The sequence below is a fragment of the Deinococcus wulumuqiensis R12 genome (assembly GCF_011067105.1).
GTDB lineage: Bacteria > Deinococcota > Deinococci > Deinococcales > Deinococcaceae > Deinococcus > Deinococcus wulumuqiensis.
The window spans coordinates 1,140,266-1,165,439 of record NZ_CP049357.1 but is presented as its reverse complement, the minus strand read 5'-3'; the positions used below and the strand labels follow the sequence as shown (position 1 = coordinate 1,165,439).

General features: G+C 67.4%; 21 protein-coding genes. 14 read left to right on the top strand and 7 right to left on the bottom strand.

Annotated elements, in window-relative coordinates; translation table 11 throughout:
* Positions 1-77: 77 nt before the first annotated feature.
* Positions 78-368 carry an Asp-tRNA(Asn)/Glu-tRNA(Gln) amidotransferase subunit GatC gene (gene gatC / locus G6R31_RS05780; protein ID WP_017869879.1) on the top strand — a complete coding sequence of 97 codons (291 nt, stop codon included), beginning with the start codon at positions 78-80 and terminating at the stop codon, positions 366-368.
* A 1-nt stretch (position 369) separates the two neighbouring features.
* On the top strand, positions 370-1,647 hold the full coding sequence (gene serS, locus G6R31_RS05775) for a serine--tRNA ligase (RefSeq protein ID WP_164993967.1): 1,278 nt from the start codon (positions 370-372) through the stop codon (positions 1,645-1,647).
* A 219-nt stretch (positions 1,648-1,866) separates the two neighbouring features.
* On the opposite strand, the gene G6R31_RS05770 is transcribed toward serS, so the two are convergent.
* Complete coding sequence (locus G6R31_RS05770) at positions 1,867-2,829, bottom strand: aliphatic sulfonate ABC transporter substrate-binding protein (protein ID WP_017869877.1); 963 nt, start codon at positions 2,827-2,829, stop codon at positions 1,867-1,869.
* 456 nt (positions 2,830-3,285) lie between these two features.
* Here G6R31_RS05770 and G6R31_RS05765 point away from each other — a divergent pair, with 456 nt between their 5' ends.
* The 4 genes from G6R31_RS05765 (at position 3,286) to G6R31_RS05750 (ending at position 8,545) form a co-directional block, all read left to right on the top strand.
* Positions 3,286-4,248, top strand: a complete 963-nt coding sequence (locus tag G6R31_RS05765) for a homoserine dehydrogenase (protein ID WP_025568029.1) — start codon at positions 3,286-3,288, stop codon at positions 4,246-4,248.
* 135 nt (positions 4,249-4,383) lie between these two features.
* Entirely contained in the window at positions 4,384-5,007 is a 624-nt protein-coding gene (gene sodA, locus G6R31_RS05760; protein ID WP_017869875.1) for a superoxide dismutase [Mn], read from the top strand.
* Positions 5,008-5,105: 98 nt separating this feature from the next.
* On the top strand, positions 5,106-5,876 hold the full coding sequence (locus G6R31_RS05755; RefSeq protein WP_025568031.1) for a TIGR00282 family metallophosphoesterase: 771 nt from the start codon (positions 5,106-5,108) through the stop codon (positions 5,874-5,876).
* Positions 5,877-6,055: 179 nt separating this feature from the next.
* A complete protein-coding gene (locus tag G6R31_RS05750; RefSeq protein ID WP_017869873.1) occupies positions 6,056-8,545 on the top strand; it encodes a phosphoenolpyruvate carboxylase in 2,490 nt (829 codons plus the stop codon).
* Between the two features lie 219 nt (positions 8,546-8,764).
* Here the strand turns inward: G6R31_RS05750 and recQ are convergent, their stop codons facing one another.
* A complete protein-coding gene (gene recQ, locus G6R31_RS05745) occupies positions 8,765-11,242 on the bottom strand; it encodes a DNA helicase RecQ (protein WP_017869872.1) in 2,478 nt (825 codons plus the stop codon).
* Positions 11,243-11,425: 183 nt separating this feature from the next.
* On the opposite strand from recQ, the gene G6R31_RS05740 reads away from it, so the two are divergent.
* Positions 11,426-13,009, top strand: coding sequence for an ABC transporter substrate-binding protein (locus G6R31_RS05740; protein ID WP_017869871.1), 1,584 nt, complete (start codon positions 11,426-11,428; stop codon positions 13,007-13,009).
* 173 nt (positions 13,010-13,182) lie between these two features.
* On the opposite strand, the gene serA is transcribed toward G6R31_RS05740, so the two are convergent.
* Positions 13,183-14,811, bottom strand: coding sequence for a phosphoglycerate dehydrogenase (serA, locus tag G6R31_RS05735; protein ID WP_025567941.1), 1,629 nt, complete (start codon positions 14,809-14,811; stop codon positions 13,183-13,185).
* Between the two features lie 131 nt (positions 14,812-14,942).
* Between serA and G6R31_RS05730 the strand changes: the two genes are divergently transcribed.
* Together G6R31_RS05730 and G6R31_RS05725 are read left to right on the top strand one after the other, a co-directional pair.
* Positions 14,943-15,752, top strand: a complete 810-nt coding sequence (locus G6R31_RS05730) for a MogA/MoaB family molybdenum cofactor biosynthesis protein (protein WP_017869869.1) — start codon at positions 14,943-14,945, stop codon at positions 15,750-15,752.
* 40 nt (positions 15,753-15,792) lie between these two features.
* Positions 15,793-16,629, top strand: coding sequence for a hypothetical protein (locus G6R31_RS05725; protein WP_017869868.1), 837 nt, complete (start codon positions 15,793-15,795; stop codon positions 16,627-16,629).
* Between the two features lie 286 nt (positions 16,630-16,915).
* On the opposite strand, the gene rpsP is transcribed toward G6R31_RS05725, so the two are convergent.
* Positions 16,916-17,170 carry a 30S ribosomal protein S16 gene (rpsP, locus tag G6R31_RS05720; protein ID WP_017869867.1) on the bottom strand — a complete coding sequence of 85 codons (255 nt, stop codon included), beginning with the start codon at positions 17,168-17,170 and terminating at the stop codon, positions 16,916-16,918.
* Positions 17,171-17,368: 198 nt separating this feature from the next.
* On the opposite strand from rpsP, the gene G6R31_RS05715 reads away from it, so the two are divergent.
* From G6R31_RS05715 to G6R31_RS05705, 3 genes are all read left to right on the top strand, one after another.
* Complete coding sequence (locus G6R31_RS05715) at positions 17,369-18,280, top strand: EamA family transporter (RefSeq protein ID WP_017869866.1); 912 nt, start codon at positions 17,369-17,371, stop codon at positions 18,278-18,280.
* A 100-nt stretch (positions 18,281-18,380) separates the two neighbouring features.
* Entirely contained in the window at positions 18,381-19,325 is a 945-nt protein-coding gene (locus G6R31_RS05710) for a DUF808 domain-containing protein (RefSeq protein WP_017869865.1), read from the top strand.
* 256 nt (positions 19,326-19,581) lie between these two features.
* A complete protein-coding gene (locus G6R31_RS05705) occupies positions 19,582-21,114 on the top strand; it encodes a B12-binding domain-containing radical SAM protein (protein WP_017869864.1) in 1,533 nt (510 codons plus the stop codon).
* A gap of 216 nt (positions 21,115-21,330) precedes the next feature.
* On the opposite strand, the gene G6R31_RS05700 is transcribed toward G6R31_RS05705, so the two are convergent.
* From G6R31_RS05700 to G6R31_RS05690, 3 genes are all read right to left on the bottom strand, one after another.
* On the bottom strand, positions 21,331-21,534 hold the full coding sequence (locus tag G6R31_RS05700; protein WP_017869863.1) for a hypothetical protein: 204 nt from the start codon (positions 21,532-21,534) through the stop codon (positions 21,331-21,333).
* Positions 21,535-21,536: 2 nt separating this feature from the next.
* A complete protein-coding gene (locus G6R31_RS05695; protein ID WP_017869862.1) occupies positions 21,537-22,229 on the bottom strand; it encodes a cytochrome c biogenesis CcdA family protein in 693 nt (230 codons plus the stop codon).
* A 163-nt stretch (positions 22,230-22,392) separates the two neighbouring features.
* The gene (locus tag G6R31_RS05690) at positions 22,393-22,950 is read right to left on the bottom strand and encodes a hypothetical protein (RefSeq protein ID WP_017869861.1); all 558 of its coding nucleotides are present in this window, start codon (positions 22,948-22,950) and stop codon (positions 22,393-22,395) included.
* A 177-nt stretch (positions 22,951-23,127) separates the two neighbouring features.
* Between G6R31_RS05690 and G6R31_RS05685 the strand changes: the two genes are divergently transcribed.
* Both G6R31_RS05685 and G6R31_RS05680 read left to right on the top strand, forming a co-directional pair.
* Positions 23,128-24,213, top strand: a complete 1,086-nt coding sequence (locus G6R31_RS05685) for an ABC transporter ATP-binding protein (protein ID WP_017869860.1) — start codon at positions 23,128-23,130, stop codon at positions 24,211-24,213.
* A 100-nt stretch (positions 24,214-24,313) separates the two neighbouring features.
* On the top strand, positions 24,314-25,132 hold the full coding sequence (locus tag G6R31_RS05680) for an ABC transporter permease (protein ID WP_017869859.1): 819 nt from the start codon (positions 24,314-24,316) through the stop codon (positions 25,130-25,132).
* The last annotated feature ends 42 nt before the right edge of the window (positions 25,133-25,174 follow it).

Sequence of the window (25,174 nt, the reverse complement as noted above, 5' to 3'; positions counted from 1 at the left end):
ACCCTCCACCGCCAACCTCCACCGTCAGGTCGCGGGCAGCGTGGGCAGGTCAGGCAGGCGGCTCTATACTCCGGCGCATGATTGACGCGGCCCAAATCGACCATCTCGCGGCGCTGGCCCGGCTGGAACTGACCGCCGAGGAGCGCCAGACCATGCAGGACGACCTGACGCGCGTTCTCGGCTACTTCGAGCAGCTCAGAGACGTACCCACCGGGGGCGCCGAGCCTATGCAGCGCCCCGTCACGCTCGTCAATGTCCTGCGTGACGACGTGCCCGGCGAAACGTTCCCGCAAAGCGTGGTGTCGGCGCTCGCTCCCGAAACCGAGGGCGGGTTTATTCGCGTGCCGCGCACCGTCGAGGCCGACTGACATGCTCGACCTGAAATTCATCCGCGAGAATCCGGACGCCGTGCGCGAGGCCATTCGGGTCAAGAACGTGGCCCTCGACCTGGGCGACCTGCTGCAACGTGACCGCGACCTCGTGGCCCTCAAGCAGCGCGTAGAGGCCATGCAGACCGAGCGCAACGCCAACGCCAAGCTCGTGCCCAAGGCCAGCCCCGAGGAGCGTCCCGCCCTGATCCAGAGGGGCAAGGACCTGGGCGAAGAACTCAAGGCGCTCGAACCCGAGCTGCGCGGGGCCGAGGACGCCCTGAGGCAACTGCTGCTGCGCGTGCCCAACATTCCTCTACCCAGCGTGCCCGTCGGCAAGGACGACGAGGACAACGTGGAGCTGAGGCGCGAAGGCACGTTGCCCAGCTTCGACTTCACGCCGCTCGACCAGGTCGAGATTCTGGAAAAGCAGGGCTGGGCCGACTTCGAGCGCGTGGCCCGCGTGTCGGGCAGCCGCAGCTACCTCCTGAAAGGCGAAGCGGCGCTGCTGGAAATGGCCGTGCTGATGTTCGCGATGGATTTCCTCGCGCAGCGCGGCTTTACCCCGCTCTCGACCACCGCACTGGTCCGGCGCGAAACGCTGGTTAACTCCGGCCACTTTCCCGGCGACGAGGAATCGGTCTACAAGCTGGGGGACGACGACCTCCTGCTTGCCGGAACCGCCGAGGTGCCCATCAACAGCCTGTATGCGGGCGAGCAGCTCTCCTACGAACAGTTGCCGATGACGTTCGCGGGCCTGAGCGCCGCCTTCCGCCGTGAGGCCGGGAGCGCCGGGCGCGACGTGCGCGGGCTGATTCGCGTCCACGAGTTCCGCAAGGTCGAGCAGTACGTGCTGTGCGAGGCCAGCCAGGAAGAGGGCCTGAAGTGGTTCGAGAAGCTGCTTGCCAACGCCGAGGGCATCTTGCAGGCGCTCGAACTGCCCTACCGCGTCATTCAGAACTGCACCGGCGACATGGGCGCGGGCAAGGTGCTGATGTACGACATCGAAACCTGGGTGCCGAGCGAGCAGCAGTACCGCGAAACCCACTCCTGCTCGTACCTGGGCGACTGGCAGGCCCGCCGCACCGGCCTGCGCTACCGCGACGAGAACGGCAAACTGCTCTACGCCCATACCCTCAACAACACCGGCGTCGCCAGCCCGCGCATCCTGGTGCCGCTGCTCGAAAACCACCAGCAGCGTGATGGAACCGTGCGCGTGCCCGCCGCGCTGCGCCCGTATCTCGGCGGCCGGGAAGTGCTGGGGCGGCCGCTGCGCTAATACGGATTCCCTTCATTCCTGCACAGTCGGGAAAGCGCCGCCTGTGCATCCATATCGCGGAATCCGTATTTTTTCCTACTCGCATCCGCTCTGCTGCGCAGCTTTGCAAGTCGGATTGAATCTGAAACGACCAGATTCAATCGGAATCCGTATAAGTACCTGGCCGGGCCAGAGAGCCCCTCCCCACGGCCTGTGCGGGGAGGGGCTCTCTTTTGCGGTTTAGCGCCGAATCAGCGTCTTGAGGTCAGGCGTCCGGCGAATGTAGCCGGCTTCCACGTTCAGGTCGGCGTATTCCTGGAGGGCCGCCGGGTCGATGGCGGTGGTGAAACGGGTGCGGGCGTAGGCACGTTGCAGCACGCGCAGGTTGAGCGCTTCGCCGGTCAGTTTCTGCAGCTGCCGGTTCACGGCGTTCTGGGCGGCGGCGGGCGACTTGTTCAGGAACGCCACGGCGCTCGCGTGGGCTTTCAGAAAGGCGGCCACGAGGTCGGGGTTGGCCTGCGCGAACCGGGTGTTCACGATCAGGATGGCGCTGGGGTAGCGGCCACCGCGCCACACGGTCTTCTCGTTGCCGATGACCCGGTGCCCCTGCGCTTCGAGCGCCGCGCCCCAGGGCTCGGGCACCAGGGCGGCGTCGGCCCGCTTGCCCGCGAAGGCCGCCACCACGTCTGCCGGGGGAATCGGCACCACGGTGACGTTGCCGCCCGCCGCCTTGTCCTTCAGGCCGTTTTCGCCGAGCAGGTGCCGCAGGCTGATGTCCTGGGTGTTGCCCAGGCTGGGCACGGCGACGACCTTACCGGCGAGGTCGCGCGCCGAGCGGACGCCGCTGTCTTTGCGGGCGACGAGCACCGCCCCCGCTTCGGCGGCGCCTGCCAGAATTTGCAGCGGCATGCCCCGACTGGCCGCGCTGATGGCCGGCCCCGGCCCGATATAGGCCAAATCAAGCTGACCCGCCGCGAACGCCTCGGAGAGCGTGGTGCCCGAAACGAAGGTGCGGGCGTCGAGCTGGGTTTTGCCCAGCGCCTTTTGAAAGGTGCCGCGCTCCAGCCCCACGAGCGCCGGAGCGTGCGTCAGGTTGGGAAAGTACCCCAGCCGCACGGTGGCAGCACTTTGGGCGCCGGCACTCTGGACAGTGGCGCTGGGTAAGGTCAGGGCGGCGAGCAGCAGCAAACGGGTGCGGTTCATGGAAGCTCCTTGGAGGGGGGGGCGGGTCAGGAAGAGCGGGCGGGCGAGAGGGTGGCGCGGGTGGTCTGTTGCGCCGCCCCGAGCGGCGCGGCACCGACCTGCCTCGCAGGGTAGGCCCTAAAGATGACCAAAAAGGTCAACTGTTTAGGCAGCTTCGGGGGCCGGCTGTTTGCTGATACCACTTTGAAAAATAGTTTGGATCATCAAACTCTTTTTCCGAACGGATTTGTAAAGCTGCGAAGCAGAGTGATACGGTTTCAAATTGAGTCCCGGACATGTCCGGGCGCAATTTTGCGCGGAGCGCATGGAAAAAATACGGTTTTAAGGAGATGGACGGGCATCCGGCGCCTTTCCGACATCTCTGAAGAAGAGTTCAGCTCCGTATGACTCCTTCTTGTCCCTGCCTTTCTAACCTGCCCCGCCGCCCCGCCCGCCGCGCCGCGCCATACTCGCCGGGTGAGAACCGTCACCGTAGGGGTCCTGGGCAGCGGCACCGTGGGCCAGAATGTCTTGCAACTCATCGAGCGCCGCCGGGCCATTTTCGACGACCTGGGCGTGCGGGTCGAGGTCGCGGGCGTGCTGGTGCGCGACGTGAACAAACCGCGTGACCTGCCCGCCGGCATTCGCGTGACCGACAACTGCGACTTTTTGCAGGAGTGCGGCGTGGTCATCGAGGCGATGGGCGGCGTAGAGCGCCCGCTGGAGCTGCTGCGGCCCTACCTCAAGAGTGGCCGCCCGGTCATCACGGCGAACAAGGCGCTGCTGGCCGAGAAATGGGACGAACTGCGCCCCTACGCGCTGGGCGGCGACCTGTACTACGAGGCGTCGGTGATGGCCGGAACGCCCGTCATCGGCCCCATGAGCACCGTGTTGCGGGCGAGCACCTTTACCCGCTTGCAGGCGGTCCTGAACGGCACCTGCAACTTCGTGCTGACGCAGATGGAGGGCGGCAAGGACTACGCGGCGGCGCTGGCCGAGGCGCAAGCCCTCGGGTACGCCGAGGACCCCCCCACGCTGGATGTCGGCGGCTTCGACACCGCGCACAAGCTGGCGGTGCTGGCGCGGTTTTGCGCCGACGGCAATTTTCCCTATGAGCAGATCGAGGTGCGCGGCATCGAGGACGTGACGCTGGCCGACATCGAGCAGGCCCGGCAGCGCGGCGAGCGCATCAAGCTGGTGGCCGAACTGCGCCGGGAAGGGGAGGGCTGGCGGGCGACGGTGGCGCCCCGCAGTCTGCCCGCCGACCACCCGCTGTGCGCTGCCGGGGGAGGGCGCAACGCGATGGTCTACGAGGGCGAGGAATGCGGCTCGCTCATCTTCGCGGGCGGCGGCGCGGGCGGCATGGTCACGGCCTCGGCGATGGTGGGCGACCTGCTCGACTTCCTGCTGGGCTTTCCGGGGCACGTGCCGCTGCACTGAGGACTGCGGCGCACAGGCGTTCCCTTGACAGTTTCAGGGCATACACTCTTGGTCCTCCTCATCCGGACGCCGTAAGATGAGAGTCAGACGGCAACCCACTTTGCTTCCGGAGTGCCGCCCCCAGGAGGATTCATCATGGCTTACACCCTGCCCCAGCTTCCCTACGCCTACGACGCCCTCGAGCCTCACATCGACGCCCGCACGATGGAAATCCATCACACCAAGCACCACCAGACCTACGTGGACAACGCGAACAAGGCGCTCGAAGGCACCGAGTGGGCCGACCTGCCCGTCGAAGAACTGATTCAGAAGCTCGACCAGCTGCCCGCCGACAAGAAGGGCGCCCTGCGCAACAACGCGGGCGGCCACGCCAACCACAGCCTGTTCTGGCAGGTCATGGGCCAGGGCAAAGGCGGCCAGCCGAGCGGCGAGCTGATGGACGCCATCGGCAGCGCCTTCGGTTCTTTCGACGCCTTCAAGCAGAAGTTCGAGGACGCCGCCAAGACCCGCTTCGGCTCGGGCTGGGCGTGGCTGGTTGTGCGTGACGGCAAGCTCGACGTGGTCAGCACCGCCAACCAGGACAACCCCCTGATGGGCGAAGCCGTGGCGGGCGTGAGCGGCACCCCGATTCTGGGTGTGGACGTGTGGGAGCACGCCTACTACCTCAACTACCAGAACCGCCGCCCCGACTACCTCGCCGCCTTCTGGAACGTGGTGAACTGGGACGAAGTGGCGAAGCGCTACGCCGCCGCGAAGTAATTCCCGGTTTCCAAAAGGCCCCGGCTCTGGCTGGGGCTTTTTTGCTGGCCCTTGTCATGGCCCTCAACCCTGGCCCCTCGACCCTCTACACTCCCCCCATGCGAGTTCTTTTTATCGGCGACGTGTTCGGGCAACCGGGGCGGCGCGTCCTTCAGAACCATCTGCCCGTCATTCGCCCGCAGTTCGATTTCGTCATCGTCAACATGGAAAACTCGGCGGGGGGGTTCGGCATTCACCGCGACGCGGCGCGGGGCGCACTCGAGGCGGGCGCGGGCTGCCTGACGCTGGGCAACCACGCCTGGCATCACAAGGACATCTACCCGATGCTCGCGGAGGACACCTATCCCATCGTGCGCCCGCTGAACTACGCCGACCCCGGCACCCCCGGCGTGGGCTGGCGCACCTTCGACGTGAACGGCGAAAAACTGACGGTGGTCAACCTGCTGGGCCGCGTGTTCATGGACTCGCTGTCCAATCCCTTCCGGGCGATGGACGACCTGCTGGAGCGCGACGACCTCGGCGCCGTTTTCGTGGACTTCCACGCCGAGGCGACCAGCGAAAAGCAGGCGATGGGCTGGCATCTGGCGGGCCGAGTGGCAGCCGTCATCGGCACGCACACCCACGTCCCCACCGCCGATACCCGCATCCTGAAAGGCGGCACCGCCTACCAGACCGACGCCGGGTTTACCGGGCCGCACGACTCCATCATCGGCTCGGCCATCGAAGGCCCGCTGGGACGCTTTCTGACCGAGCGCCCGCACCGCTACGGGGTGGCGGAGGGCCGCGCCGAACTCAACGGCGTGATTGTCCAGATAGAGGGGGGCAGAGCGGCGGCGGCGGAGCGTTACCGTTTCGTCGAGGACGACTGAGAAAAGCTCTCGTACCAGCATCAGCACCGATAATACGGATTCCGCTTCATTCCTGCACAGTCGGGAAAGCGCCGCCTGTGCATCCATATCGCAGAATCCGTATTTTTTCCTACTCGCATCCGCTCAGATCGAATCTGAAACGACCAGATTCAATCGGAATCCGTATAAGGGGAAACCGCATGGCACTCAACAACGATGTCAACCGCCTGGGCCGCATCCTGGGTCAAGTCCTGAAAGAGCAGGAGGGCGAGGCGTTTTTCGACCTCGTCGAACGCACCCGCGCCCTGGTGCGCGACGTGCGCTCCGGGGGCGACCCCGCCGAACTGAACGCGCTGCTTTCGGGCCTCAGCGAACATGACGCCTCCAACCTCACCCGGGCGTTCACGTGGTACTTCCAGCTCGTCAACATCGCCGAGGAATACGAGCGGGTGCGGGTGTTGCAGAGCCGCAGCGGCGTGCGGGCGCAGAGTCTGGCGCAGGCCCTCGCGGACCTCAAGGCGCAGGGCCTGAGCGCCGAAGAGACCGAGGCGCTGCTCGCCCGCGTGGAACTCGAACTCACCTTCACCGCCCACCCCACCGAGATGCGCCGCCGCACCGTGCGCTCGCATCTGGAAGACGTCGCCCGCGAGTTGCCCGACCTGGAGCGCGAATCGGCGCAGGAACGGGTGGCGGCGCATGTGGAGGCGCTGTGGCGCACGCCCGAGCTGCGGCGACTGCGGCCCACCGTGCTGGACGAGGTCAAGGGCGGCCTCAACTACATTTCCACGATTGCCGAGGCGCTGCCCAAACTGGAGCGCGACCTGTCGGGGGCCTTCCGCGAGGTGTACGGACGCGAGACGGCGGCGCACGTGCCGCTGCGCTTCTCGTCGTGGATGGGCGGGGACCGCGACGGCAACCCCTTCGTGACCCCCGAGGCCACCCGCGAGGCGCTGCACCTGCACCGCGAGCGGGCGCGGGAGCTGCTGCTGGCGGCCATTCGCCGGGCCTATACCGACCTCAGCCAGGAGGAAGAGGAGGACGCCGCCGAAGGGTCCTACCGCGCCGAGTTGCGCGCCCTGCACGATGCGGTGCGTGACGGGGAGCGGGTCGAACTTTTGCCGCGTCTGGAAGCCCTGAATGCCCGCCTGCACGCCGAGGGACAGGCCCGCACCGCCCGGCACCTGCTGATGCCGCTGCTGTCGGCGGCCCGCGTGTTCGGGCAGCATCTGGTCAGCCTCGACATCCGCGAGCATTCCGGGCAAACGGGCGCGGCGGTGGCCGAACTGCTGCGGGCGGCGGGCGTGGAGGCCGATTACCTCGCGCTGTCCGAAGACGCCAAGCTGCAGGTTCTGACCCGCGAACTGCGCTCGCGCCGCCCGCTGTGGCCTGCGGGCGAGGCGCTGACCGAGCCGCTCGAAACGGTCATCGGCCCCATCCGCGAAGTTCAGGCGGCGGCGCGGCAGGTGGGCGAGCGTGCCTTCGGGCACTACGTCATCTCCATGGCCGAAAGCGTCAGCGACGTGCTGGAGCCGCTGCTGCTGGCCCGCGAGGTGGGTTTCCGGGTACTGCCCGTGCCGCTGTTCGAAACCCTCGACGACCTTCAGCGTGCGCCGCAGATTGTCCGGGACCTGCTCTCGCTGCCCGAGTACCGCACCGTGCTGGGCGACGACCTCCAGGAAATCATGCTCGGGTATTCCGACTCCAACAAGGACGCGGGCTTTCTGGCGGCGAACTGGGCTTTGCACGAGGCGCAGCGCAAGATCAGCGACGTGTGCCGCCGGGCGGGGGTGCGCTGGCGGTTTTTCCACGGGCGCGGCACCTCCATCGGGCGCGGGGGCGGGCCAGCGAGCCGGGCGATTCTGGGGCAACCCGCCGGAACCATCGACGCGGGCGTGCGGATTACCGAGCAGGGTGAAGCCCTGGCCGACAAGTACAGCCACCCGGTGCTGGCGCGGCGCAATCTGGAACAGGCCCTGTACGGCGTGCTGCTGGCGGCGGCCCGGCCCGCAGGTGACCCCCCCGCCGACTTCATGGCGGCCATGACCCGCGCCGCAGAAGCGAGTGCGGCGGCCTACCGCGCCTTCGTGCAGGACCCCGAGTTCCTGGCCTTTTTCGAGCGGGTCACGCCCATTCACGAAATCAGCCGCCTGAATATCGCCTCGCGTCCGGTGCGCCGCGCCGGAGCACCCTCGCTGCAAAACCTCCGCGCCATTCCCTGGGTGATGAGCTGGACGCAAAACCGCGCCAACCTCCCCGGCTGGTACGGGCTGGCCGAGGGGCTGGACGAAATCGGCCCGGAGCTGGCTGCCCGCATGTACGCCGAGTGGCCCTTTTTCCGCTCCATGCTGGGCAACGCGCAGATGAGCCTCGCCAAGAGTGACCCGCTGGTGTTCGCCGAGTACCTGACGCTGCTGGGCACGGACGGGCATCGTCTGGCCGACCATGTGCGCAGCAGCTACGCCCGCACGGTGGCGGCGGTCGAACGTGTGGTGGGCGGCGAACTGATGGCGAGCGAGCCGCGCCTGAAAGAAACCATCGCGCTGCGAAATCCCTACATCGACCCCATTCACCGCCTGCAGGTCGAACTGCTGCGCCGCTCGCGCTCACGCGAAGGCGGCCTGGACGAGTACGAGCGCCCGCTGCTGCTCACGCTTCAGGGGATTGCGGCGGGGGTGCGGAACACGGGCTGATACGGACGGCTACGGGACGGAAGGGAGCGGGGCCGCCCCGTGTCGGCCCTCATACGGATTCCGATTGAATCTGGTCGTTTCAGATTCAATCCGACTTGCAAAGCTGCGCAGCAGAGCGGATGCGAGTAGGAAAAAATACGGATTCTGCGATATGGATGCACAGGCGGCGCCTTCCCAACTGTATAGGCCCGACTGTGCAGGAATGAAGCGGAATCCGTATCAGCCGTCCAGCACCGTGTCTATCGCATCCAGAATCCGCGCGCCGTACGCCTCGATTCGCTTTTCCCCCAGCCCCGGCACCTCGGTCAGCTCGGCCAGTGTGCGCGGTTGCCGGGCGGCGAGGGCTTCGAGGGTGGCGTTGGTAAACACGACGTAGGCGCTGTGGCCCGTTTCCCGCATCAGTTCGCGGCGCAGCTCGCGCAGGGCTTCGCTGAGGTCGGGGTGGGGGGCGGGCGGCGCCGCTTCCTCGAGCAGCGCGGCGGGGACCGGGGTGTCCACCGGGCTGTCCTCTCTTCCCGTCAGCTCGGCGCGGATGGTTTCTACAATCCGGTCCCCGAAAGACTGGATGCGCCGCCCGCCCAGTCCGAAGATGTCCTTCAGTTCCTCGGTGCGGGTGGGCAGCTTGCGGGCGAGGTCGTCGAGGGTCGCTTCCGGAAACACCCACGACAGCGAGCGCTCCTGCTCGGCGGCCAGGGTGCGGCGCAGGTCGCGCAGGGCGCCGAGCACGCCGGGGTGCGCGGGCCTGGGCTGGGGCTGCAAGGCCTTGGCACCGCCGAGCACGTCCAGCACCGCGCCGTTGTTGCGGGCGCCGCGCACTGCTAGGTCGAAGGCCGGACTGTCCAGCAGGTTTTCCGGCTCACCCTTCGCGCCGCCGGTAAAGTCGCGAACCACCTGCAACACCTCGTCCCCGTAGGCGGCCAGTTTGCGCCCGCCCACGCCGCTGACCGTGCCCAGCGTGGCGTGGCTGCCGGGGCGCAGCTCGGCAATGGTTCTGAGGGTCGCGTCGTGAAAGATGGTGTAGGGCGGGAGTCCCAGTTCCTTCGCTTTCTGAAGGCGCCAGGCCCGCAACGCCTCGAACAGCGGCGCGTGCTCGCTGCTCACGGCGGCGCGGCTGGCACTCGCCCGCTCTCTCTTGCCCTTGCCTGCTTTGGGCAGCAGGGCGTCCTCGCGCAGCAGCAGTTTCTGGCCCTCTTTCAAAATGGCCCGTGACTTGCCGGTGGCCCGCAGCCCGAAATGGTCGTCGGCGCTGAGATACCCCAGGCTGACGAGCTGGCGCAGCACCGAGCGCCACAGCTTTTCGTCGTGCTCCCGGCCCACGCCGAAGGTCGGCAGGAGGTGGTGCCCCTGCGCCAGCACCTTGTCCGTCTCGCGGCCCAGCAGCACGTCGGTCAGGTGCGCCGCCCCGAAGCGGTTGCCAGTTCGGATGGCCGCGCTCAGCGCCATCTGCGCTTCCCGCGTCAGGTCACGGACCTGCGGCGGGGTGTGGCACAGGTCGCAGTTGCCGCACGGCCCCGGCAAGTCCTCCCCGAAATACTGGAGCAGCACCTGACGGCGGCAGGTGGCGGCCTCGCAGTAGGTCAGCAGCGCGTCGAGCTTGGCGCTTTCCACCCGCTTGACCTCCTCCGGCGCGTCGCTGCCCGCCAGCATCCGGCGCACGTTGACCACGTCCGAGAGGCCGTAGACCATCCACGCGGTACTCGGCAGCCCGTCGCGCCCGGCGCGGCCCGTTTCCTGGTAGTAGCCCTCCATGCTCTTGGGCAGGTCGAGGTGGGCGACGAAGCGCACGTTGGGCTTGTCGATGCCCATGCCGAAGGCGACGGTGGCGCACACGACCACGCCTTCCTCGTTCAGGAAGCGGTCCTGCACGCGGTTTCTCTCTGCGGGCGAGAGGCCCGCGTGGTAGGCGAGCGCGTCGAGGCCCTGTGCCGAAAGCCACTTCGCCGTCTCTTCCACCGACTTGCGCGAGAGGCAATAGACGATGCCCGCGTCCCCGGCGTGCTCCTCGCGGATAAAGTGCAGCAGTTGCGACTTGGGACTGTCCTTGAGGCCCACCCGGTACTGGATGTTGGGCCGGTCGAAACTGGACACGAACTGCGGCGCGTCCCAGAGGTGCAAGACACTTTTGATGTCGGCCCGCGTGCGCTCGTCGGCGGTGGCGGTCAGGGCCACGCGGGGCAGCCCCGGAAAGCGCCCTGGCAGCACGCTGAGTTGCTGGTACTCGGGCCGGAAGTCGTGCCCCCACTGGCTGACACAGTGCGCCTCGTCCACCGCGAACAGGGCGACGGGGGCGCGTTCGAGCAATTCGAGCGTGCGCGGCAGCAGCAGCCGCTCCGGGGCCACGTACAGCAGGTCGAGGTGCCCGGCGAGCAGCGAGTCCTCCACCTCCCGCGCCTCGTGGGGCAGCAGCGTGGAGTTGAGAAAAGCCGCCCGCACGCCGTTTTGCCGCAGGGTGTCCACCTGGTCTTTCATCAGGGCAATCAGCGGCGAAACGACGATACCCACACCGGGCCTCAGCAGACTGGGCAACTGGTAGCACAGGCTCTTGCCGCCGCCGGTGGGCATCAGCACCAGCGCGTTGCCGCCCGCTGCCACCTGCGCCACGATGTCGGCCTGCACGCCCCGGAACTCGGGGTAGCCCCAGATGGTCTGAAGCAGGTGCAGGGCGCGGGCGTGAAGGTCGGCAGGAGCAGCGGTCATCGCCCCACAGGATAGCGCGTTTACGTTGTGGGCAGAATCAATCAGCCCCCCCGCCGTGCGCCTTGACACCCCCCCGGCCCGCCCCTACCCTGAGGCCATCATTTCCGTCCTGGCGTCACGCAACTCAGCAGGCCCGTCCTCAGGGGCAGGGCCTGCTCCGTGCGCCCTTGATCTGGAGGCTTCATGAAGAAACTGCTTCTCACCGCCGCCCTGCTCGCTTCTCCCACCGCCGCCGCGCAGAGCGGTACCCTGGTCTACGGGGGCAACGGCGAACCCATCAGCCTGGAATCCGGCAACATCACCGACGGGATTTCCATCAACGTGCAGCGCCAGATCTACGACACCCTGATCGACTTCAAGGACGGCACCACCGAACTCGTGCCGGGTCTGGCGACGAGCTGGAAGCCCAACGCGAACGCCACGAGCTGGACTTTCACGCTGCGCAAGGGCGTCAAGTTCCACGACGGCACGCCTTTTAACGCCGACGCGGTGGTGTTCAACCTGACGCGCTGGTGGGACAAGAACCACCCCTACGGCCTGCGCAAGGACGGGCGCACCTTCGAAATCGTGGGCGACCTGCTCGGCGGCTACAAGGGTGACGCCACCTCGGTCATCAAGAACGTGGTCAAAGTCAACGACTCCACCGTGCGGGTGGACCTCAACAAGCCTTCGAGCGTGTTCCCCGACGCCATCGCCTCGGGCTACTTCGGCATCGCCAGCCCCGCTGCCATCAAGTCGCAGGGGGCCAAGTACGGCACCCCCGCAGGCAAGGCGGTGGGCACCGGCCCCTTCGTGTTCCAGAGCTGGCGCAGCGGCGACCGCGTGACCCTCACGGCCAACAAGAGCTACTGGGGCACCAAGCCCAAAGTCGCCACCCTGATTATCCGCGCCATCAAGGACCCCAGCCAGCGCCTCAACGAACTCAAGGCCGGGACCATCGACTTCGCCAGCGACATGGCCCCCGACTCGCTGCGCTCCATCCAGAACGACAAGAATCTGGTGGCCGTCAAGCGTCCGAGCTTCAACGTGGGCTTCGTCAGCCTGAACAACCGCAACAAGTACCTCAAGAACGCCAAGGTCCGGCAGGCCGTCAGCATGGCGCTGAACAAGAAAGCCATCGTGGACGCCTTCTGGCCCGGCCTGGGCACCAGCAACGCCAGCTTCGTGCCCCCGGTCCTGAGCCGTTACAACAGCAGCAAGGTTCCCGCCGACTACAAGTTCGACCCGGCTGCCGCCAAGAAGCTGCTGGCCGAAGCGGGCTACCCCAACGGCTTTGCCATGGACCTGTGGTACATGCCCGTGTCGCGCCCATACTTCCCCAGCCCCAAGCCGATTGCCGAAGCGATGGCGGCTGACCTCGCGGCCATCGGCATCAAGGTCAACCTCAAGACCGAGGACTGGGCCAAGTACCTCGAAGACCGCAACAAGGCCCCCGGCTTCGACATGTACATGATCGGCTGGACCGGCGACTACGGCCACCCCGACAACTTCTACTCGGCCTACTACGGCCCCAACGGCAGCAGCGACATCGGCTACAACTCGGTGCAGATTCAGAGCCTGCTCGAAAAGGGCCGCGCCGCCAAGACCGAAGCCGAGCGCAAGGCCGCCTACAGCCAGATTCACGAGCTGACCTACAAGGCCATGTACCGCATCCCCATCGTCCACAGCCAGCCGCTCGCCGCCGCCCGCAGCTACGTCAAGGGCTGGGTGCCGAGCCCGCTGGGCAGCGAACCCTTCAACACCATTTCGCTGGTCGGCAAGAAGTAAGGCAAGTTTCGAGGGAAGCGTGGGGGAGACCCTGCGCTTTCTTTTTTGTCGATGGGTGATGGTTTCGCTTCGCTGATGGTTGATGGTGGGGAAAGGCAAACGCCAGTCTCCCTGTCTTGAACAGGGCCGCTGGCGTTTAGACCTTTAGACGTTTTGACCGCGCCGTTCCGCGCTCAAACCTTGACCAGATACGCCGACTCGATCACGTCCAGATCCCGAATCGCCTGCAACTGCTCCGGGGTCAGGTTGTCGTCGAGGGTCAGGGTAAAGAGGGCCTGCCCGCCCTTCTCGGCGCGGCCCAGGGCCATCCCCGCGATGTTGATGCCCCAGGTGCCGAGCAGGTTGCTCAGCTTGGCGACGGCCCCCGGTTTGTCCTGGTTGGAGGCGATCAGGATGTAGCCCTCGGGTTCGAGTTCGACGCGGTAGTGGCGCAGGCGGGTCAGGCGCGGCGACTTGCCGAAGACCGTGCCGCCGACCTGCCGCACGCGCTCCTTCTCGCCGCTGCGGGTTAGGACGCGCACGATCACCTCGGTCTGGTAGTCGGGGCTGTCTTCCTCCTCGCGCACGCTGAGGGTCACGCCGCGCTCACGGGCCAGGGCGCGGGCGTTGATCATGTTGGGCGTCTCGTCGGTGCTGCCCGAGAGGTAGCCGACCAGCACGGCGGTGACCACGGGCGCGGGGTCGGCGGGAAATTCGCCCCGGAAGGTGACCTCGACCTCGTGGCCGCCGGGCAGAAGCTGCGTCAGGATGCGGCCCAGTTTCTCGCCCAGGTCCAGATACCCGCCGAGCTGCTCCATCGTCTTGGCGTCCAGGGCCGGGGCGTTGACCGCGCCCTTGCTCACGTCGCCCCGCAGAGCGTCGAGCACCCGGCTCACGATTTCGGCCCCGACCCGTTCCTGGGCCTCGCGGGTGTTGGCCCCCAGGTGCGCGGTGATGCCCAGGTTCGGGGCACCGAGGAAGATGTGCTCCGGCGCGGGCGGCTCGTCCACGAACACGTCCACGCCTGCCGCGAACAGCTTGCCGCTGTGCAGCGCGTCCACCAGCGCCTGCTCCTCGACGATGCCGCCCCGCGCCGCGTTGACCACGATGGCGTCCTGTTTCAGCCGCGCCAGTTGAGCCGCGCCGATCATGCCGCGTGTCTCGTCGGTCAGCGGGGTATGCACGGTCAGGGCGTCCACCCGTTCCAGCAGGTCGTCCAGGCTGGCGGCCCGCTCCACGCCCAGGCGCTCGAACTTGCTTTCGGGCACGTAGGGGTCGTAGGCGACGACCTTCATGTGCAGCCCCTGCGCCCGGTCCGCCACGATGGAGCCGATGCGCCCCAGACCCACGATGCCCAGCGTCTTGTCGGTGAGTTCCAGGCCCAGAAATTTGCGGTCCCATTCCCCGGCGCGGGTCTTGCGGTCGCTGCGCGTCAGGCCCCGTGCGGCGGCCATCAGGTGCATGACCGCGAGTTCGGCGGCAGAGACGTTGTTGCTTTCCGGCGCGTTCAGGACCAGCAGACCCCGGCGGCTGGCGTACTCCAGGTCGATGTTGTCCACGCCCACGCCCCCGCGCCCGATGACCTTCAGGCGCGGCCCGGCGGCGTCGAGCAGTTCGCGGTCCACCCGGGTGCGGCTGCGGGTGATCAGGGCGTCGTACTCGGGCAGGCGGCGCAGCGTCTCGGCACGGTCCATGTTGCCCTCGTAGTCGATCTCGAATCCGGCGTGTGTCAGGTTGCCGGGGTTCATCTCGTCGCAGATCAGTACGCGCAGCGGCGTGACTGGTGTGCTGGGGGCAGGCGTGCTGGGGGCAGGGGAAACCATGGCTTAGAGGGTAGTCCCCCCGCTTCCCCAGGGTGGAGGGCTGGCTAGGGAGATGACGGCAGAGAGCAGGGGGCGGGCCGCCCGGCACGGCGAGGTGCGGTCCGTGAAGGGGGCGGGTTATCCTGGGCGACATGACCGAACCCGCTTCACAGTCCCCCGCTGCCGGGGCGGCGCAGCACCGTCAGGAGGCTCCCCGCAGCGTTCGTGCCGCCGTGGTGACCGTGAGTGACACCCGCACGGCGGAGAGCGACGAGAGCGGGCGGTACCTCGCCGAGCAGCTGCTGGCCGGGGGGCACGAACTGGTCGAGAGACTGATCGTGCGCGACGACGCGGTCGAAATCCGCTCGGCGGTGGTCCGGCTGATGCGCAGCGCCGACGTGGTGCTGACCACGGGCGGCACCGGCATCGCCGGGCGTGACGTGACGGTGCCGGTGATCGAGTCGCTGCTCGTCAAGCCCATTCCGGGCTTCGGCGAACTGTTCCGCATGCTCTCCTACGGGCAGGTGCGCGGCGCGGCCATGCTCTCACGCGCACTCGGCGGGCTGGGGCGCGGGGCGCTGGTGTTCGCCCTGCCCGGCAGTCTGGGCGCCGTGCAGACCGCCTGGGAAGGCATCCTGCGCGACGAACTCGGGCACCTCGTTCACGAGATGGTGCGCCAGGGCCAGCCCCGGACCGTGCATACGGTTCCCGTGCCCGCAGCTCCGGAGGCGCTGTTTACCGACCTGTCCAGCCCGGCGCCCCTGGACCTGCCCGACACGCCGCTGCCTGCCGCGCCCGACCGGGACTGGAGCGGACATCTGCGCGGCGCGGCGGCCAACGCTGGCAACGGGGAAACGGGCCTGAAACTGGGGCGCCACAGCCAGCACCCCAGCACCTACGAGCGCACGCCGCTGGTCAAGCCGGACGACCTGGCCGCTCCCCGCGCCGAACGGGAACACTGACCCCGGTGTGCCGGGCGGCTCTCTGCTATAAGTCGGCGCCATGACGGACCTGTCCCTCGCGCTGCTGACCCCCACCGGACTGCCGGGGGTGACCTGGCTCTACGCGCTCGCGCTCGCGGCGCTGGCGGTCTTCTGGTGGGTGCGCGTCGCCCGGGAAGCGCGGCGGGGCCGGATTCCCCGGCAGGGGTGGTGGTTCGTGCCGGGGCTGCTCTCCCTGCTGCTGGCGGGGCCGACCGAGCTGCCTGCCCTGTTCGGGGTGGGCGTCGCCCTGCTGCTGCTGGCCGAGTTCTGGCCGCTGGCCTACGTGCGGCCCAGGCGCATTCCCGGACATGCACCGGAGAGGACACGCCGCCCGCGCCTGGGCTGGCCGCTGTTCGGGCTGGTGGGGGGCTTCCTGCTGCTCTCCAGCGCGCTGATGGCGGGCGAAGCCAACCTCGCCACGGTGCTGAGTGTGGTGGCTGCCCTGGTCGCCGGGGTGGGCGGCCTGCTCGCCGCCACGCTGCTGCCCCGCCCCGCCCGCCGCCCCCCCAACGAACCGGGATTCGCCCTGCGCTGGCAGACCCCGCTGGTGCCCGAGTGGCCCGAACTCAGCCTGTCCCTGACCGGGGAGGGAGCGCAGCTGACCAACACCTCGCCGCAGTCGGTGCAGGTGGCGGGGTGGTCGCCTGCCCGCACCAACGCCTGGTTGCGGCTGCGCACGGCGGAGGGGACGCCCCTCGACACGCTGCCGGCGGGCCAGAGCGCCTACCTGCCGCTTCAGCCCCACGCCTCGGGGCTGCGCGTGTGGTACGTCCTTTCGAGCGACCCGCAGCGTCCCCGACTGTTCCGGGCCGACTGGACACCCCCGGTGGCGCAGCCGCAGCGGGTTTTGAACTGATACGGATTCCGATTGAATCTGGTAGTTTCAGATTCAATCCGACTTGCAAAGCTGCGCAGCAGAGCGGATGCGAGTAGGAAAAAATACGGATTCCGCGATATGGATGCACAGGCGGCGCCTTCCCAACTGTATAGGCCCGACTGTGCAGGAATTAAGCGGAATCCATATGAGGAGAGACCTTTCCGCCGGAGAGTGAGGGTCGTGCGGGCACCCCCGAACGCAGCGTATCCCGCCAGACCACGAAAAAAGGCCCCACTCGGGGGCCTGAGTTCGTCGCGCTTGCGGTTTACTTCTTGCTGACCTTGACGCCCTGCGAACGCAGCAGGCGGCGGGCGGTGTCGGTGGGCTGGGCGCCCTGGGCGATCCAGTGGTTGGCACGCTCGACATCGATCTTCAGGAAGTTCTCGGTGGTCTTGCGGGGGTCGTAGTGACCCAGGTTCTCGATGTAGCCACCGTCGCGGGGACGGCGCACGTCGGCGACGACGATGCGGTAGTGGGGGTTGTGGGCCGAGCCGAAGCGGGACAGACGAATTTTCACCATGTGCAGTAGACCTCAGGGGTTGATTTCGAGGGTGTCGTCTCCGGAGTAGGATGCCCGGAGAACATGCGCCCGTCAGCAGCCAACCGGGAGCGCACCGAACAACCCTATCAGAAAGCTGGGAGAGGGAACAAGGGGGAAAGCGAGAAAGGCAGATGACGCCCCGGCCCGCCCCGGCCCTGCGGCCTATGCTGGGCGGTGATGCCCCGGCCCCGTCCTGCCCTGTCTCCGCGTGCCCCGTCTCCGCGTGCCCTGCCGCTGCCCCCGCTGCCCGCGCTTCTGCTCGCCATGCTGAGCATTCAGGGCGGCGCGGCCTTTGCCAAGTCGCTGTTTCCGGCGCTGGGGCCGGGGGGGACCACGGCGCTGCGGGTGACGCTCGCGGCGGCGCTGCTGCTGCTCGCCTTTCGCCCGAACCTGCGCGCCCTGACCCGCGCCGACTGGCAGGCCATCGTGCCCTACGGCGTGGCACTGGGGCTGATGAACCTGAGTTTCTATTTCGCCTTGCAGCGCCTGCCGCTGGGTCTGGCGGTCACGCTGGAATTCGTGGGGCCGCTGCTGCTCTCTCTCTTTCTCTCGCGCCGGGTCACCGACGTGGGGTGGGTGCTGCTCGCCGCCGTGGGCATCGCCCTGATTGCGCCGGTGGGGGAGAGCGCCGGACACCTCGACCTGCCCGGCGCGGGGCTGGCGCTGCTCGCCGGGGCGTTCTGGGTCGCGTACATCCTGGCCGGGGGCGCGGTGGGGCGGCGGGTGCCGGGCGTGACCGGGGTGGTGGCGGGCATGCTGGTGGCGGCGCTGGTGGCCCTGCCGTTCGGGGTGGCTCAGGCGGGCAGCGGGCTGCTGCGGCCCGACCTCCTGCTGGCGGGGCTGGCGGTGGCGCTGTTTTCCTCCGCACTCCCGTACTCGCTGGAAATGGCGGCGTTGCGGGCCATTCCCCCGCGTGTCTTCGGTGTGCTGATGAGCATGGAGCCGGCCATCGCCGCCCTGAGCGGGTGGCTGCTGCTGCACGAGGCCCTGAGTCTGCGGCAGTGGCTGGCGCTGCTGTGTGTGGCGGTGGCGAGCGCCGGAATCTCGCTGACCGCCCGTCGCCCGGAGGCGGAGCGCGCAGCAGTCTGAAGGTCCGGTTGGCCCCCTGCCCCCCTGCCGGTTGCTAGGCTGAACGTCTGATGCCTGTGATGCCTCTTTGTCTTCCTCTTTCCATGACCCGGAGCGCTCCGTGAGCGGCGGTCTGGTGGCCCTGCTCGACGACGTGGCGGCCATCGCCAAGCTCGCTGCCGCGTCGATTGACGATATCGGTGCGGCGGCGGGCCGGGCCGGGGCCAAGGCGGTCGGCGTGGTGGTGGACGACACCGCCGTGACGCCGCGCTACGTGGCCGGGTTCCAGCCCGAGCGTGAGCTGCCGGTGATCTGGCGCATCGCCAAGGGGTCGCTGTTCAACAAAATCGTGCTGATTCTGCCGGTCATCCTGCTGCTCAGCCAGTTTCTGCCCTGGGCGCTCAATCCGCTGCTGATGCTGGGCGGCGCTTATCTGTGCTTCGAGGGCGCCGAAAAGCTCTACGAGGCTCTGACCGGCGGCGGTCACGAAGAAGCCGAGGACGTGGCGGCCCTCGGCACCCCGGAGCACGAAAAACAGATGGTGAGCGGCGCCATTCGCACCGATTTCATCCTCTCGGCGGAAATCATGGTGATTGCGCTGGCCGAGGTCGCCACGCTGCACCTTGGCGTGCGGGCCGCCACGCTGGTGGCCGTCGCCCTCCTGATTACGGCGCTGGTGTACGGCGTGGTCGGTTTGATCGTCAAGATGGACGACATCGGCCTGAAGATGGCGCAGGGTCGTCTGGGAGGCACCCGCGCCCTGGGCCGCGCCCTGGTCAAGGGGATGCCGGTGGTCATGTCGGTGCTGTCGGTGGTCGGCACGGCGGCGATGCTGTGGGTCGGCGGTCACATCGTGGTGGCGGGGCTGGAGAAGTTCGGGTTCGGCTGGCTGGCGCACGCCATCCACCACGACGCCGAAGCCGCCGCCCACGCCGTTCCTGCCCTGTCGGGCGCCGTGCTCTGGTTGGTCGAGACGCTCGGTTCGGCCATGGTCGGCCTGGGCCTCGGCGCGGTCATCGTCGTCCTGATGCACCTCATTCCCCGCAAGGGGGGCGCTGGCCACTGAGGCGCCTGCCTCTCCCCGCGCCTTTCCCGTGCCCGCGCCGCTCCAGTTTCCGGGGCGGCGCGGCTTTTGGCGCAGACGCAGAGGCCCACCCACCCGGCTTGGGGGCTTGCCGCACTATCGCCGGGCCGGCCAGCGCTATACTGTCTGGCTGTGACGTGCGCCGCCTGACGTGAACGAGGCTTTCCCCGGCGCACCCCGGACGAGTAAGCCCCCCGACGCTGAACCGAGGCCCCCAGCGTGGCCTCTCAGGAGAATTTTGAGCTACTGGCGCAACGAAATTAAACCGCTGCTGGACGCCGAAACCGGCACCCTCTTCAAGCAGGCCCCCGTCCGCGTGACGCTGGCTTTTCCCAACCGCTACTCGGTGGGGATGGCGTCGCTCGGCTATCAGGTCATCTACCGCATGTTCAACCAGGAAGAAGGGGTCGCCTGCGAGCGGGCCTTTTTGCCGGACGACGTGGACGCCTTCGAGCGCACGGGGCAGGCGCTGCCCACGGTGGAGTCGGGCCGGGACGCGGGCGACTGTGAACTGTTTGCTGTCAGCGTGAGCTTTGAACTCGACCTGACCAACATCATCCGCTTGCTCGACGTGGCAGGCATGGCGCCGCTGCGCGAGGAGCGCGACGAAAGCGACCCGGTGGTGATGGTGGGTGGACCGTTCACGTCGTCCAACCCCTACCCCCTGACGCCGTTTGCCGACATCATCATCATCGGTGACGGCGAGCAGATCGTCCCGGTGGTGGCCGACGCCCTGCGCGAAGCGAGCAGCCGTGAGGACTTCTACGACCTGATTGACGGCGTGCCCGGCGTCTTTTTGCCCGCCCGCCACGTCCACGAGCCGACCTGGGCCACCGCGCCCAAGGAACTGCTGCCCGCCTATAGCCAGATTGTGACGCCGCACTCGGAACTGTCTAACATGTTCCTGGTCGAGGCCCAGCGCGGCTGCCCCCGCCCCTGCACCTTCTGTCTGGCGCGGACGATGTACGGCCCCAACCGCAACAACCAGGCCCAGGAACTGCTCGACGTGATTCCCGACTGGGCAGAAAAAGTGGGGTTGGTGGGCGCGGCGCTGTCCGACTTTCCACACACCAAGTACGTGGGCAAAACGCTGACCGAGCGCGGGGTCAAACTCGGCGTGAGCAGCATCCGTGCCGACACGGTGGACGAGGAACTCGCCGAGATTCTCAAGGCGGGCGGCCTGCGAACCTTTACCGTCGCCAGTGACGCGCCCAGCGAACGCCTGCGCCGCTGGCTGAAGAAGGGCATCACCACCGAGGACCTGCTCAAGACCGCGCAGATCAGCCGCGACCTGGGCTTTTCGGGCCTCAAGGTCTACATGATGATCGGCCTCGGCCCGGAAAACGACGACGACATCTCCGAGCTGATTTCGTTCACGAAGGAACTGAGCCAGATCAACCGCATCGCGCTCGGCATCAGCCCCTTCGTGCCCAAGCGCCACACGCCGCACTTCGCCGACCCCTTCGCGGGCGTCCAGACCATCGAAAAGCGCCTCAAGCGCATCCAGAAGGAACTGCGGACCACCGCCGAGCTGCGCAACGTGTCGGCGAAGTGGGCCTGGGTGGAGAGCGTCATCGCCCGGGGCGGCCCCGAAGTGGGCATGGCCGCCTACCAGATTTACCGCAACGAAAGCATCGGCGCCTGGAAAAAAGCCCTGGACGAGGTGGGCTGGAAGGACGATTTCGAGGCCAACACCCCCAGCATCGGCCTGCCGCCCGGTCAGTACGAGAGCAAGGACGTGAGCGCCCACGCGCAGGGTCTGGCTGTTTAATACGGATTCCGATTGAATCTGGTAGTTTCAGATTCAATCCGACTTGCAAAGCTGCGCAGCAGAGCGGATGCGAGTAGGAAAAAATACGGATTCCGCAATATGGATGCACAGGCGGCGCTTTCCCGACTGTGCAGGAATTAAGCGGAATCCGTATAAGGAAAGGAGGAGGGCGGGACGCGGTGAACCTCTCTGCGTCCCGCCCTCCTTCCTCTGTGCTCAGCGTCCGAAGAGTTGCTTGAAGACCGCGTAGCTGACGAAATACAGCGCCGCGTACAGGGCCACCCCTGCGAGCAGCGCGAAATACCAGGGCCAGGCCAGCCCCAGCCAGCAGCCGAGGACGGCGGCGACGGCGAGGTAGGCGGCGACCAGGGTGGCGAGGCGGCGGGCCTTGTCGGTGGGGGTCCAGGAATCGAGGTTCACGGTTACACCTTGAGCCACTCGGGCATCACGTTGAAAAAGAAAGTGGCGAGCCGGGTAAACTGCCCGGTCAGCATCATCACGCCGACGACGACCAGCACGGCGCCGCCGACCTTTTCGAAGACTCCGGCGTAGCGGTTGAGCCGCCGCAGGTTCAGCCGGTCCCACAGCAGCGCGGCGAGCAGGAAGGGAAAGGCCAGCCCCAGCGTGTAGGCGGCGAGCAACTGCACCCCGCTGCCCAGGCTGGCGCTGCTGGCGGCCAGCCCCAGAATGCTTCCCAGCGTCGGCCCCAGGCAAGGACTCCACCCGAAGGCGAAGGCGGCCCCCAGCGCGACCGGGCCGTAGCCCCCTGCGTCGGCGAGCTGCCGGGTGTCGCGCATGAGCAGGGGCAGCCGGACCACGCCCAGCATCACCAGCCCGAAAAAGACGATGAGCACGGCGGCGACCTGCCCCAGCAGCAGCTTGTGCGGCGCGAGAAAGGCCCCCAGCGTGCTGGCGGTGGCCCCCAGCGCGACAAACACCAGCCCGAACCCCGCGATAAACCCCAGGGCGCGGCCCAGCGGGGCCTGGGCGCCCCCCAGCACGCCGAGGTAACTGGGCACCAGTGGCAGCACACAGGGACTCAGAAAGGAAATCAGCCCCGCCAGAAACGCGACGGTCAGGGAGGGGGCGGCACTCACGTTCACGCCCGGCAGCATAGCGGGTGCGGGGGAGGCGGGTTGTCCCTCATACGGATTCCGATTGAATCTGGTAGTTTCAGATTCAATCCGAGCGGATGCGAGTAGGAAAAAATACGGATTCTGCGATATGGATGCACAGGCGGCGCTTTCCCGACTGTGCAGGAATTAAGCGGAATCCGTATCAGCTTTCCTTTCTGCCTCCCCCGCGCGCAACGGGAAGCGGTTCTCCCAGCTTGACGGGCTGAAACTTCTGGCGCAGGTAGTGGCCCTGCGTGAGCAGCTGGTCGGCAGCGGCGGTGTCACGCCCGAGCGCTTCCTCCACCCCGCGTGAAATGAGTTCGAGTTGTTCGCGCAGCACTTCCTCGGGCAGCTGCCCCTGCGCGGCGAGGCGCTGGCGGGCGGCGGGCGTCAGGTTCAGGTAGCCGCGCAGGGTGGCGGGCAAGTCCTGCTGCCGGGCCTGCGTGACCAGGTAACGGGCGCGGGCGTCGAGGCCCGACAGAGGCGCGTCCTCCAGGCGGCAGAGCAGCGCGAGCGCGTACAGGCGGTGCGGCTCGGGCAGGCGCAGGGCCAGAGCGGGGGCGTCGTCCAGATTGGGCACATCAGGGGCGGGCTGGGACGCTTGCAGGGCACGCTCCTCGCGCAGCCGCTCCATGCGGTGACGGTGGTTCATCTCCCGCCGAACCAGCGGAAACCCGAAAACGATGGCGAAAAATCCCAGCGGCAAGATGATGTCTTCCATAGGTCCCCCAGACAGCCTAGTCCCTGAACGTGAGCGGCGCCCGCCCGCCGGAAGGGTTGGACGGAAACACCCTAGAATCGGCAGCGTGAAGAAGAACGACACCAAGCGGAGGGCGGGCCGATAACCGGCGTCGTCTTCAAGGGCAAGCGCACCCGCGAACTGTCGGCAGACGCCGCCGTGAGCGTGGTGGACGTGTTCAAGAGCTACCGGAACGCGGCGGGCGGCGAAACTCCGGTGCTGCACGACATTGACCTCGATATCCGGCGGGGGGAGTTTTTCAGCCTGCTCGGGCCTTCGGGCTGCGGCAAGACCACGCTGCTGCGGCTGCTGGCGGGCTTCGAGCAACCCGACGCCGGGCAAATCGTCATCGGCGGGCGCGACATGACCGGGATTCCGGCGCACCAGCGGCCCGTGAACACCGTGTTTCAGAGCTACGCGCTCTTTCCGCACCTGAGTGTCGCGGACAACGTGGCGTTCGGCCTGAGGCAAAAGGGCGTGCGCGGCGCGGACCTGAACACGCGGGTCGAGCGGGCGATGGAGACGGTGCAAATCGGGGCGTTCGGGAACCGCAAGCCCGACCAGCTTTCGGGCGGGCAGCGGCAACGGGTGGCCCTGGCCCGCGCCATCGTCAACCAGCCGGAGGTGCTGCTGCTGGACGAACCGCTCTCGGCCCTGGACCTCAAACTTCGCAAGCAGCTTCAGGTCGAACTGTCGAATTTGCAGGAAGAACTCGGCATGACCTTCGTCTTCGTCACCCACGACCAGGAGGAGGCACTGGTCATGAGTGACCGCATCGCCGTGATGAATAAAGGGCGCATCGAGCAACTGGGCCGCGCCGAGGAACTCTACGAGCGCCCGCGCACCGCCTTTGTCGCCAACTTCCTGGGGAGCAGCAACCTGATCGCGGGTCAGGTGACCGAAATACACGGGGGCGAAGCCGTCATCCAGACCGGATTCGGCCCGCTGCGAACCCTGCACGGCGCGGGCCTGAGCGTGGGCCAGAACGTCACCCTCAGCATTCGCCCCGAAAAACTCCGGATGGAGCGCGACATTGATACCGAGGGCAACGAGGTTCGCGCCCGCGTGGACGACATCGTGTACACCGGGGCCGAGAACCAGTACCTGCTCGAAGCGCACGGCGAGCGCCTGGTCGCCTTCCAGCTCAACGCCGACATCGGGGCCGACGAGGACTTCGACTACGAGGAAGAAGTGGCGCTGTACCTGCCGCCCGCGAGTCTGGTGGTGCTGGAGGAGGGGGAATGAGGCGCGTTGCGCCGTTGATGGTTGATGGTTAATGGTTGATGGAAAAAAGCAGTTCTCTATCTACCATCAACTCTCAACGATCATCATGCCGGAGGCATCCATGAAACGCTTCCCCCTCCCCATCCTCCCCGCCACCCTGTGGCTGCTGGCGTTTCTGGTCGTGCCGTCGGCCATCATGTTCGGGTACTCGCTGCTCACGCGCACCGACCTCGCGCAGGTGGGCCTGCCCTGGACGCTGGAAAACTGGGGGCGGGTCTTCGGGTACGACGCGCTGTTTCAGGAATGGGTGCCCGACAACCTGCGGGTGCTGTGGCGCTCGCTGCTGGTCGCGGCGGGCACCACGCTGCTGTGCGTGCTGATGGGCTACCCGCTGGCCTTCTACATCGCCCGGCAGGACGAGCGGCGCAAGAACCTACTTTTGCTGCTGCTCATCATCCCGTTCTGGACGAACTTCCTGATTCGGGTCTATGCCTGGATTCTGATTCTGCGGCCCTTCGACCTCGTGCCCAGCCTGACCGCCACCTTTCTGGGCATGGTCTACGCGCTGCTGCCGTTTTTCGTGCTGCCGGTGTATTCGAGCGTGGAAAAGGTGGACTGGCGGCTGCTCGAAGCGGCGCAGGACCTCGGCGCGTCCCCGGCGCGGGCGTTCCTGGCGGGCGTGTTTCCGCAAACCCTGCCGGGCCTGGTCGCGGGCGTGCTGCTGACCTTCATTCCGGCGCTGGGCATGTTCGTGGTGTCCGACATCCTGGGCGGCGCGAAAACCGCCCTCATCGGCAACCTGATTCAGAACCAGTTTGGGCAGGCGGGCGACTGGCCCTACGGCTCGGCCCTGAGCTTCCTGCTGATGGGCGTGGTGCTGCTGGGCCTGTGGCTCTACGCGCGGTCGGCGGGGCAAAAAGGGCTGGAGGAACTGATATGAGGGGCTTCGCTTTGCAGATGGCGGATAGCCGATGGCCGATGG